Below are 11897 nucleotides of genomic sequence, written 5' to 3'. Positions count from 1 at the left end.
AAACAAAAGCTTCCCTAGGGAAGCTTTTTCAACATTTGAGGAAGAGTGTCCTCACGGGATGCCTGCAATGTAAATAAGGAGATGAATACAGATCATGACGGATGAAGTCTTGAATCAGGAAACCGAACTTAGCGAGCTTTTACAAATTCGCCGTGACAAATTGGACGAGCTCCGCAAATTGGGAATCGACCCTTTTGGCCAAAAATACGTACGTACCGAAGAAGCCGGCTCCATTCTGAAGAAGTATGAAGAACTGACCAAGGAAGAGCTGGAAGAGAAGCACATCGAAGTCAGTATTGCCGGACGGATTATGGCAAAGCGGGGAATGGGTAAAGCAAGCTTCGCACATATTCAGGACCTGAGCGGCAGAATCCAGATCTATGTTCGTCAGGATAGCGTGCCTGAAGACAAGTATGCGGCATTTAGCCTGCTGGACCTTGGCGATATCGTTGGGGTAACAGGCGTGATCTTTAAGACCAAAACAGGTGAAACTTCTGTCAAAGTGAAAGATCTTGAAGTGTTGTCCAAATCGCTCTATCCGCTTCCGGATAAATTCCATGGTCTCACCGACGTAGAGCTGCGTTACCGCCAGCGTTATGTTGACCTGATTATGAGCCCGGATGTACAACAAACCTTTATCGCACGTTCCAAAATCATTCAATCGATGCGCCGTTACCTGGATTCCCTTGGATATCTGGAAGTGGAAACACCTACGTTGCATACAATCGCAGGAGGAGCTGCAGCACGTCCGTTTATTACGCATCACAATGCGCTGGATATGGAACTGTACATGCGAATCGCGATTGAACTTCACCTGAAACGTCTGATTGTTGGCGGACTGGAGAAGGTATATGAGATCGGCCGTGTATATCGGAATGAAGGTATGTCCACACGTCACAATCCGGAGTTCACAATGATTGAATTGTATGAGGCATATGCCGACTACAAAGATATTATGCAATTGACAGAGAACCTGGTTGCTCATATTGCACAGGAAGTACTGGGTACGCAAGTGATCCAGTATGGAGATTATGAAGTAGATCTTACACCGCAGTGGCGCCGTGTTACGATGGTGGATGCAGTTAAGGAAGTTGTGGGCGTAGACTTCTCCGTACACATGACGGATGAGGAAGCACACAACTTGGCGAAGGAACATAAGGTTCCGGTTGAAAAACATATGACATTTGGTCATATTCTGAACGCGTTCTTTGAAGAGTTTGTGGAAGAGACGTTGATTCAGCCGACATTCATTATGGGACATCCTCTTGAAATCTCACCACTGGCGAAGAAAAATGATGTAGATCCGCGCTTCACGGATCGCTTCGAATTGTTTATCGTTGGACGCGAGCATGCCAATGCCTTCACAGAGCTGAATGATCCAATCGATCAGCGTCAGCGCTTTGAAGCACAGATGCTGGAGAAAGAACATGGGAACGACGAAGCTCATGAGATGGATGACGACTTCATCCGTGCGCTCGAATATGGTATGCCACCAACAGGCGGATTGGGAATCGGGGTTGATCGTCTGATCATGCTGCTTACCAACTCCCCGTCGATTCGTGACGTACTGCTCTTCCCGCACATGCGTCCTCGTACGCAAGATTAAATAAGGAACGTAGGATACGTTCATAATAGAAGAGGAACCTGCCGTTCAGTATGATGCTGGGGCAAGTTCCTCTTTAGGTTTACATAGACGCGAAAAATAAAGTTTGTCAGAACGCCCTGTTCACAGCAAGCCATTATGGTGGAACTGCGTCTTGGATTTCGGTTAGAATAACCTGTTCGTATTTTGTTAAAAGAGGTGCCCTTCATGAAGTTCAGGCTTCACTTTGCCAAATTCTTATCTCCCCCGTTAATTCTGGTCGGTGGTTTTCTACTTATCATTGCGATTGGAACGGTGCTTCTCATGTTGCCAATCTCCAACCAAAGTGGTATGCATTTGGCGTTTATTGACGCGCTCTTTACATCAACCTCTGCCGCATGTGTGACTGGATTGGTTGTTGTGGATGTAGGGACGACGTTTAATTTGTTTGGTCAGATCGTCATTATGGTATTGATGCAGCTTGGTGGGCTCGGCTTCATGACCATGGCTACCCTCTTTGCGCTTGTATTGGGCAAGCGAATCTCGCTCAAGGACAGGTTATTACTCAAAGAAGCCATTAATGCAGACAGTATGGAAGGGATTGTACGCATTATCCGCAAGGTGTTGATTTTCTCCTTTACGATTGAAGGGGTGGCTGCTGTCATACTGGCACTGCGTTGGGCAACGGAGATGCCATTGGGGCAGGCGGTATACTATGGAGTATTTCATTCCGTTTCATTGTTTAATAATGGCGGATTTGATCTGTTCGGCAATAGCTTTCAATACTACACCGGAGACTGGATATTCAACCTGACTGCTTCCGTGCTCGTTATCTCTGGTGGACTAGGTTTTGTTGTGTTAAATGATCTGTTTGAGTATCGCAAACGCCGCCGTCTATCTCTTCAGTCCAAACTAGTGCTGTCTGTATCCGGAGCACTGATCGGTATAGGAGCGATTGTGTTGTTTGTTTTCGAATTCACCAATGGACATACACTGGCTTCACTCACCTGGAGCGAGAAAATCTATGCGTCCTTCTTCCAGTCTGTCTCTACACGCTCGTCGGGAACAAGTACAATCGATATCACGGAGATGAGGCAGGCTACCCAATTTTTCTTCATTCTGCTGATGTTCATCGGGGCTTCCCCGGGATCGACCGGGGGCGGGATCAAGACGACTACATTCCTGATTATGATTGGTGCAGTGTATGCCATGATTCGGGGAAATAAGGATATTGTGTTTTTCCGCCAGCGTGTTCCGAAAGAACTGCTGATGAGGGCGCTGACCATTATTATGGTTTCTCTGATCATATTCATGATCGTGGTGATGCTTCTGCTTACGACAGAGGATGCGCCATTCCTTTCACTAATGTTTGAAGCTGCATCCGCAATCGGTACCGTGGGTCTTTCTGTGGGAGTGACTGATGAGTTGACCAATTGGGGAAAAATCATTATTACCTTTACCATGTTTGTAGGTCGGATTGGGCCATTAACCATCGCGTATGCCCTTCGTCCGCGCAAAGAGAAGAAACTGTATCGTCATCCGGAAGGCCGGATCATTATCGGATAAAAAGAAAAACCGTCAGACATTCAGAACTAACTCCTGTTATTGTAACAGGCCTTAGTCACAACGAATGTGCTGCGGTTTTTTTGGTTTAACGACACAAGGAAGCAAGATGCAAAGTGAGAACATCGTCCATGAGCTTGGCATTCATCTGATCCGGTCTAAGCACGGTATGTATGCCTAAGCCATCCACCAGTGCATACAATCTCTCAATCTCCAGTTCTTTGTCCAGATCAGGTCTGGAGAGGTCGAGCTTCATCAGGTAGGTGATAACAGAACCTACAGCGTGTCTGAGTTCATCATATACGGTATTAGCAAGTTCTTTGAGTGTAGGATCGGTATTCGATCTGGCTGTAAAAGCGTACCACACCTCCATTTCGGCCAGTTTTTCTTCCGTGTTTGGTAAGAATTCGAGCAATAGGAGTTTCATATTGTCCATGGGAGAGCCGGTAAAGGTCATTTTTTGGACTCGATGGGATACCCGTTCGGATACCAGATTCATGGCATATCGTAGTAGTTCCGACTGTGTAGAAAAGTAGTGACGCATCGAACCGACCGAAACTCCAGCTTCTTCAGCAATATTCCGAACAGAGGCCTGTTCCATGCCATCTCTTCGTATAATACGCCAAGCTGCCTCGGCTACGAGCACACGTTGTTTATCATGATCAACAATTTTAGGCATAGATGTATTATATCATTGTTGATTATTATAATACATACGTGCTAAATTATATTTAATACATTTGTATCAAAAAAGGAGAGACTGAAATGATTGGTTATTTCATTATAGGTTGTGAGATTGCCTTTTGGGTATTTGTGTTTGCGGGTCTGAGCGTCAGGTATCTCCTTGGCATGAAGCGGTTAGGCATCGGTTTGTTAACGGTCACGCCGGTTATTGATCTGTTATTGCTGGTAGCTACAGTTATGGATCTACAGCGAGGAGCTACAGCAAGTATGATTCATGGTATAGCTGCGGTGTATATAGGAGTAAGCATTGCTTATGGTCATCAGATGATCGCTTGGGCGGATCGATATTTCCTATATTGGTTCAAGGGTGGAGAAAACCCTCGCAGCAGCAAGTTATATGGTAGAGAACATGCGAGTCGTGAGCGTAGTGGATGGTTTAGACATCTATTGGCTTGGGCTATAGGAAGTGCTTTTCTATTCGCCATGATATGGTGGATTGGAGATGCTGAACGTACAGCTGTCTTCAATAATCTGATCAAAGTGTGGGCAATGATACTCGGTATCGATTTTCTGATAAGCTTTAGCTACAGTTTATGGCCAAGAAAGGTTCCTGCGAGAAATGTTAAACATTAAAATGATAATGGGCGTGCGTATGAACTTGCTATGTTGGGAGATACCATATGTACGTCCGTATTAGATCAAACCGATTGTATATATAGTTTCAAAAAAAGACTTGCAATCAATATCTGTACATGGTATATTCTAATTCCGGCCAAGAAAACACGGGTTACACGGTGCGGCAAGCAAATGAAATAAGCTTCGAAAGAAACTTAAAAAAAGAGCTTGCAAAGTTGGTTCGGATGTGGTAAGATATAAAAGTTGCTGAAGAGAACGACATTCGGTAACGAAACAAGTTTGATCTTTGAAAACTGAACAACGAGTGAGTAAACATTCTGCTTGCAGAATGAACGTGAAAGTTGAGACAAGCCTTGGCTTGAATCGACTGGAGCACAAATGAGATTTTTAATCTCGTCAGATTCAAAATGAGCTTATCGCTCTTTTCAATACTTTATTGGAGAGTTTGATCCTGGCTCAGGACGAACGCTGGCGGCATGCCTAATACATGCAAGTCGAGCGGACTTGAAGAGAAGCTTGCTTCTCGGATGGTTAGCGGCGGACGGGTGAGTAACACGTAGGCAACCTGCCCTCAAGTTTGGGACAACTACCGGAAACGGTAGCTAATACCGAATAATTGTTTTCTTCGCCTGAAGGAAACTGGAAAGACGGAGTAATCTGTCACTTGGGGATGGGCCTGCGGCGCATTAGCTAGTTGGTGGGGTAACGGCTCACCAAGGCGACGATGCGTAGCCGACCTGAGAGGGTGATCGGCCACACTGGGACTGAGACACGGCCCAGACTCCTACGGGAGGCAGCAGTAGGGAATCTTCCGCAATGGGCGAAAGCCTGACGGAGCAATGCCGCGTGAGTGATGAAGGTTTTCGGATCGTAAAGCTCTGTTGCCAGGGAAGAACGCTTGGGAGAGTAACTGCTCTCAAGGTGACGGTACCTGAGAAGAAAGCCCCGGCTAACTACGTGCCAGCAGCCGCGGTAATACGTAGGGGGCAAGCGTTGTCCGGAATTATTGGGCGTAAAGCGCGCGCAGGCGGTCATTTAAGTCTGGTGTTTAATCCCGGGGCTCAACCCCGGATCGCACTGGAAACTGGGTGACTTGAGTGCAGAAGAGGAGAGTGGAATTCCACGTGTAGCGGTGAAATGCGTAGATATGTGGAGGAACACCAGTGGCGAAGGCGACTCTCTGGGCTGTAACTGACGCTGAGGCGCGAAAGCGTGGGGAGCAAACAGGATTAGATACCCTGGTAGTCCACGCCGTAAACGATGAGTGCTAGGTGTTAGGGGTTTCGATACCCTTGGTGCCGAAGTTAACACATTAAGCACTCCGCCTGGGGAGTACGGTCGCAAGACTGAAACTCAAAGGAATTGACGGGGACCCGCACAAGCAGTGGAGTATGTGGTTTAATTCGAAGCAACGCGAAGAACCTTACCAGGTCTTGACATCTGAATGACCGGTGCAGAGATGTACCTTTTCTTCGGAACATTCAAGACAGGTGGTGCATGGTTGTCGTCAGCTCGTGTCGTGAGATGTTGGGTTAAGTCCCGCAACGAGCGCAACCCTTATATTTAGTTGCCAGCATTTCGGATGGGCACTCTAGATAGACTGCCGGTGACAAACCGGAGGAAGGTGGGGATGACGTCAAATCATCATGCCCCTTATGACCTGGGCTACACACGTACTACAATGGCCGGTACAACGGGCTGCGAAATCGCGAGATGGAGCCAATCCCAACAAAGCCGGTCTCAGTTCGGATTGCAGGCTGCAACTCGCCTGCATGAAGTCGGAATTGCTAGTAATCGCGGATCAGCATGCCGCGGTGAATACGTTCCCGGGTCTTGTACACACCGCCCGTCACACCACGAGAGTTTATAACACCCGAAGTCGGTGGGGTAACCGCAAGGAGCCAGCCGCCGAAGGTGGGATAGATGATTGGGGTGAAGTCGTAACAAGGTAGCCGTATCGGAAGGTGCGGCTGGATCACCTCCTTTCTATGGAGAATCGTTTCCTGCAACGGAAACATTCAAATATGCAGCTTAGCTGCAAAACACTCACTCGTTGCTCAGTTTTGAGAGCTCAAACTCTCAAACAGCTTGCTTTTGCATGGAGCTTGTTCTTTGAAAACTAGATATCGAAACGAAACAAACGCGAATTAGAACATTCCTTTTTAGCTGAACTTGTGTTAAACAAGTTTCAATAAAAACGGTAGATTGCTATTGCTCATATTGAGCAATTGGTTAAGCTACTAAGAGCACACGGAGGATGCCTAGGCGCTAGGAGCCGATGAAGGACGTGGCGAACAACGAAACTGCCTCGGGGAGCTGTAAGCAAGCTTTGATCCGGGGGTGTCCGAATGGGGAAACCCAGCTGGGGTAATTTCCAGTTACTCATAACTGAATACATAGGTTGTGTAGAGGCATACCAGGGGAACTGAAACATCTAAGTACCCTGAGGAAGAGAAAACAATAGTGATTCCGTCAGTAGCGGCGAGCGAACGCGGAGAAGCCCAAACCAGAGAGCTTGCTCTTTGGGGTTGTGGGACGTCTCACATGGAGTTACAAAGGAACCGGTTAAGCGAAGAGGTCTGGAAAGGCCCGCCAAAGAAGGTAAAAGCCCTGTAGTTGAAAGTCTGTTCCCTCCGAGACGGATCCCGAGTAGTGCGGGGCACGTGAAACCCCGTATGAATCCGGCAGGACCATCTGCCAAGGCTAAATACTTCCTAGCGACCGATAGTGAAGCAGTACCGTGAGGGAAAGGTGAAAAGCACCCCGGAAGGGGAGTGAAATAGAACCTGAAACCGTGTGCTTACAAAAAGTCAGAGCCCGTTTTAGGGGTGATGGCGTGCCTTTTGTAGAATGAACCGGCGAGTTACGTTCCCGTGCAAGGTTAAGGTGAAGAGCCGGAGCCGCAGCGAAAGCGAGTCTGAATAGGGCGACATAGTACGTGGACGTAGACCCGAAACCGGGTGATCTACCCCTGTCCAGGGTGAAGGTGCGGTAACACGCACTGGAGGCCCGAACCCACGCATGTTGAAAAATGCGGGGATGAGGTGGGGGTAGCGGAGAAATTCCAATCGAACTCGGAGATAGCTGGTTCTCCCCGAAATAGCTTTAGGGCTAGCCTCGGAAAACAGAGTCGTGGAGGTAGAGCACTGATTGGGTGCGGGGCCCGCAAGGGTTACCAAGCTCAGTCAAACTCCGAATGCCATAGACTTACTTCCGGGAGTCAGACAGTGAGTGCTAAGATCCATTGTCAAAAGGGAAACAGCCCAGACCATCAGCTAAGGTCCCCAAGTGTGTGTTAAGTGGGAAAGGATGTGGAGTTGCACAGACAACCAGGATGTTGGCTTAGAAGCAGCCACCATTGAAAGAGTGCGTAATAGCTCACTGGTCGAGTGACTCTGCGCCGAAAATGTAACGGGGCTAAACACACCACCGAAGCTATGGCTTGATGCTTTGCATCAGGGGTAGGGGAGCGTTGTATAAGGGTTGAAGGTGTACCGTAAGGAGCGCTGGACATTATACAAGTGAGAATGCCGGTATGAGTAACGAAAAGATCAGTGAGAATCTGATCCGCCGAAAGCCTAAGGGTTCCTGAGGAAGGCTCGTCCGCTCAGGGTAAGTCGGGACCTAAGGCGAGGCCGAAAGGCGTAGTCGAAGGACAACAGGTCGAAATTCCTGTACCACCGTAAGCCGTTATGAGCAATGGGGGGACGCAGTAGGGTAGTGACGCGGACTGATGGATGTCCGTCTAAGCAGTAAGGCTGATGTGTAGGCAAATCCGCACATTGTAAGGCTGAGCTGTGATGGGGAGCGAAAATTATAGTAGCGAAGGTCATGATCTCACACTGCCAAGAAAAGCCTCTAGCCAGGTGATGGTGCCCGTACCGCAAACCGACACAGGTAGGCGAGAAGAGTATTCTAAGGCGCGCGGAAGAACTCTCGTTAAGGAACTCGGCAAAATGACCCCGTAACTTCGGGAGAAGGGGTGCCCCGGTAGTGTGAATAGCACGAGGGGGCCGCAGTGAAAAGGCCCAAGCGACTGTTTAGCAAAAACACAGGTCTGTGCGAAGCCGTAAGGCGAAGTATACGGGCTGACGCCTGCCCGGTGCTGGAAGGTTAAGGGGAGTGGTTAGGAGCAATCCGAAGCTGTGAACCGAAGCCCCAGTAAACGGCGGCCGTAACTATAACGGTCCTAAGGTAGCGAAATTCCTTGTCAGGTAAATTCTGACCCGCACGAATGGCGTAACGACTTGGGCGCTGTCTCAACGAGAGATCCGGTGAAATTTTAATACCTGTGAAGATGCAGGTTACCCGCGACAAGACGGAAAGACCCCATGGAGCTTTACTGCAGCTTGATATTGAATTTGGGTACGATCTGTACAGGATAGGTGGGAGCCTTTGAAACGTGAGCGCCAGCTTGCGTGGAGGCAACGTTGGGATACCACCCTGATCGTATCTAGGTTCTAACCTGGTACCGTAATCCGGTGCGGGGACAGTGTCAGGTGGGCAGTTTGACTGGGGCGGTCGCCTCCTAAAGAGTAACGGAGGCGCCCAAAGGTTCCCTCAGAATGGTTGGAAATCATTCGAAGAGTGCAAAGGCATAAGGGAGCTTGACTGCGAGACCTACAAGTCGAGCAGGGACGAAAGTCGGGCTTAGTGATCCGGTGGTACCGCATGGAAGGGCCATCGCTCAACGGATAAAAGCTACCCTGGGGATAACAGGCTTATCTCCCCCAAGAGTCCACATCGACGGGGAGGTTTGGCACCTCGATGTCGGCTCATCGCATCCTGGGGCTGAAGTAGGTCCCAAGGGTTGGGCTGTTCGCCCATTAAAGCGGTACGCGAGCTGGGTTCAGAACGTCGTGAGACAGTTCGGTCCCTATCTGTCGTGGGCGTAGGAAATTTGAGAGGAGCTGTCCTTAGTACGAGAGGACCGGGATGGACGTACCGCTGGTGTACCAGTTGTTCCGCCAGGAGCACCGCTGGGTAGCTATGTACGGACGGGATAAACGCTGAAAGCATCTAAGCGTGAAGCCCCCCTCAAGATGAGATTTCCCAGTATGTAAGACCCCTTGAAGACGACGAGGTAGATAGGCTGGGGGTGGAAGTGCAGCAATGCATGGAGCTGACCAGTACTAATCGGTCGAGGGCTTATCCAATAGCAAGTTCTAAATCGCATGTTTCGTTTCGAATCTAGTTTTCAGAGAACGATCTCTGAAATGTAAGCTACGCGTTTGGTGGCGATGGCGGAGGGGTTCCACACGTACCCATCCCGAACACGACCGTTAAGCCCTCTAGCGCCGATGGTACTTGGACCGCAGGGTCCTGGGAGAGTAGGACGCCGCCAAGCAAAGAACCACTGCCGATGTTATTCGGTGGTGGTTTTTATTATATAGTTTTATTATGCAGTATGGGATTAAAATACAGATTGAATTTGGTAATTTATCAGCACAATAGGTTGTATAAATGTAACGTTATTCGATACGAATTGACGTTTTTTTGTGTAATAACTAGACTTGTCCGCTCTGGGAAAACAGTTGTGTTCATCAGGCAATACACCTGATATAACCAAGTACTTTTCCTTGACAGTCTAAATATCGCTTTGCTAAGATGGCAATAATAAATTTTTCAGAAAACGTATTTTCGGCGTAAAATACAGCCTGGAATCTTCGGGTTTTGGACGTAAAGCTGAGCAAACATAAGGAGGAACACTTGCGTGTGGGAAGATAAATTTGGTAAGGAAGGCCTCACCTTTGATGATGTATTGCTAGTGCCACGGAAATCCGAGACACTGCCTAAAGAAGTAGATGTATCTATTCGTTTGAGCGATAATGTAAAGCTAAATATTCCTTTGATTAGTGCGGGTATGGATACGGTAACTGAAGCGACATTGGCTATTGCCATTGCACGTGAAGGCGGTATCGGTATCATCCATAAAAATATGTCGGTTGAACAACAGGCAGAAGAAGTAGATCGTGTTAAGCGTTCGGAGAGTGGCGTAATTACGAATCCATTCTCACTGACGGCAGATCATCTGGTATCTGATGCGGAAGCAGTAATGGCGAAATATCGGATCTCCGGTGTACCTATTATTGAAGGAGATCAGAAGCTGGTTGGTATTTTGACTAACCGCGATTTGCGTTTTATCCATGATTACGGCATCAAAATTAGCGAGGTCATGACTCGTGAGAATCTGGTTACCGCTCCTGTAGGCACTACACTGCAAGAAGCTGAGGGTATCCTTCAGAAGCACAAGATTGAAAAACTTCCATTAGTTGATGAGACAAACACATTGAAAGGTCTTATCACGATTAAAGATATTGAGAAAGCCATTCAATTCCCTCATGCAGCCAAAGACGCTCAAGGACGTCTGTTGGTTGGTGCAGCGATTGGTATTTCCAAAGATACATTTGAACGTGCTGATGCTTTGGTACAAGCTGGTGTTGACCTGATTACGGTAGACTCGGCTCACGGACACCATATCAATATCATTGAAGCTGTACGTCAGCTTCGTGAACGTTTCCCTAGCCTGACCATCGTTGCAGGTAACGTCGCTACTGGCGCAGCCACTCGTGACCTGATCGAAGCAGGGGCTTCGGTAGTTAAAGTGGGTATTGGTCCAGGTTCGATTTGTACAACACGTGTTATCGCTGGTATTGGTGTACCTCAAGTAACTGCAGTGTACGATTGTGCAACAGTGGCACGCGAATATGGAGTTCCGATTATCGCGGACGGCGGAATTAAATATTCCGGTGAAATTACGAAGGCACTGGCTGCAGGCGCACACGCGGTGATGCTGGGAAGTTTGTTTGCCGGCACAGCGGAAAGCCCGGGGGAAACTGAAATCTTCCAAGGACGTAGCTACAAAGTATACCGCGGTATGGGCTCAATGGCTGCAATGAAACAAGGTAGTAAAGATCGTTACTTCCAAGATGATGACAAGAAACTGGTTCCGGAAGGAATCGAAGGTCGTGTCGCTTACAAAGGACCATTGTCTGATACGATCCATCAACTGATTGGTGGTCTGCGTTCGGGTATGGGATACTGTGGTACAAGTAACTTGGAGCAACTTCGTAACGATACAGGCTTTATCCGAATTACAGGTGCGGGACTGCGCGAAAGTCATCCCCATGATGTACAGATTACCAAAGAAGCACCTAACTACTCGTTGTAATCTGAAGAGAGTTAATCATTTCCAGGACAGGCTCGGTGATTTTCACCGGGTCTGTCTTTTTTTGCAGATACCCCTGTGATAGAATAGAACAAGCGGTGACGATCCATGGGTGGATTAAGGCGTTGCGGCGGCTATTTGACGTGAATCTATGAATATGGTTTTGAAAAGCAAATGCAGTGCCAGAAAAAGCTGCCAGTTAAACAGAAGCGCGGACGTCCTTTTACATAAGCATTTGGATAATGCGGACTAAGTGACAATCGA

5 protein-coding genes and 3 rRNA genes are annotated in these 11897 nt (G+C 48.1%); 7 read left to right on the top strand and 1 reads right to left on the bottom strand.

What is annotated here, in order from left to right; all coding sequences use genetic code 11:
* The first annotated feature begins 94 nt into the window (after positions 1-94).
* Together lysS and NSQ38_RS04760 are read left to right on the top strand one after the other, a co-directional pair.
* Positions 95-1606 (top strand): lysine--tRNA ligase, encoded by a 1512-nt coding sequence (gene lysS / locus NSQ38_RS04765; RefSeq protein WP_047844500.1) that lies wholly within the window; start codon positions 95-97, stop codon positions 1604-1606.
* A 204-nt stretch (positions 1607-1810) separates the two neighbouring features.
* The gene (locus tag NSQ38_RS04760; protein ID WP_338589780.1) at positions 1811-3148 is read left to right on the top strand and encodes a TrkH family potassium uptake protein; all 1338 of its coding nucleotides are present in this window, start codon (positions 1811-1813) and stop codon (positions 3146-3148) included.
* Positions 3149-3233: 85 nt separating this feature from the next.
* Here NSQ38_RS04760 and NSQ38_RS04755 read toward each other — a convergent pair whose 3' ends face one another.
* Positions 3234-3824: a TetR/AcrR family transcriptional regulator gene (locus tag NSQ38_RS04755; protein ID WP_339787441.1), complete on the bottom strand. Its 591-nt coding sequence runs from the start codon at positions 3822-3824 to the stop codon at positions 3234-3236.
* 86 nt (positions 3825-3910) lie between these two features.
* On the opposite strand from NSQ38_RS04755, the gene NSQ38_RS04750 reads away from it, so the two are divergent.
* From NSQ38_RS04750 to guaB, 5 genes are all read left to right on the top strand, one after another.
* Positions 3911-4462, top strand: coding sequence for a hypothetical protein (locus tag NSQ38_RS04750; RefSeq protein WP_339787439.1), 552 nt, complete (start codon positions 3911-3913; stop codon positions 4460-4462).
* A 436-nt stretch (positions 4463-4898) separates the two neighbouring features.
* Positions 4899-6451 (top strand): 16S ribosomal RNA (locus NSQ38_RS04745).
* A 244-nt stretch (positions 6452-6695) separates the two neighbouring features.
* A 23S ribosomal RNA gene (locus tag NSQ38_RS04740) occupies positions 6696-9621 on the top strand.
* A 74-nt stretch (positions 9622-9695) separates the two neighbouring features.
* Positions 9696-9812 (top strand): 5S ribosomal RNA (rrf, locus tag NSQ38_RS04735).
* Together the 16S, 23S and 5S rRNA genes form the textbook arrangement of a ribosomal RNA operon.
* A 366-nt stretch (positions 9813-10178) precedes the next feature.
* Complete coding sequence (guaB, locus tag NSQ38_RS04730) at positions 10179-11636, top strand: IMP dehydrogenase (protein WP_289390816.1); 1458 nt, start codon at positions 10179-10181, stop codon at positions 11634-11636.
* The last annotated feature ends 261 nt before the right edge of the window (positions 11637-11897 follow it).

This window comes from Paenibacillus sp. FSL R7-0313, from assembly GCF_037969885.1.
Classification (GTDB): domain Bacteria; phylum Bacillota; class Bacilli; order Paenibacillales; family Paenibacillaceae; genus Paenibacillus.
Note: the sequence above shows the minus strand (reverse complement) of the source record. Positions and strands in the feature narration are given on the sequence as shown.